Genomic DNA, 253 nt, shown 5'->3' on the forward strand with positions numbered 1-253 from the left:
GGTACAAGACCATATGCCACAGCCGGTGCAAATGAAATTAGAAGTAAAGTTGTAACTGGTAATGTTGGAAGATTAACCCAATCACCTGTAGCAACCGTTACAGTTACGTTTGCTGATGGTTCAACATCAACAGTTACCGTTCCTTTAAAACATATCCTTTACAACGTTGTAGCTAGTCCAAGATATACCATGCAAGGACAAGATTTCCCTAATGGTAAAGGTGCATCACCAAATGATTTCTTCACCTTAGAAA

The 253-nt window shown here is 39.1% G+C and carries 1 protein-coding gene; it reads left to right on the plus strand.

Annotated features, from left to right (window positions below; all coding sequences use genetic code 11):
• A partial coding sequence (locus tag ACZ267_RS12960) for a hypothetical protein (RefSeq protein WP_463680356.1) occupies positions 1-253 on the plus strand: 253 nt, incomplete at both ends.

The organism is Staphylococcus sp. AC872 (genome assembly GCF_979255425.1).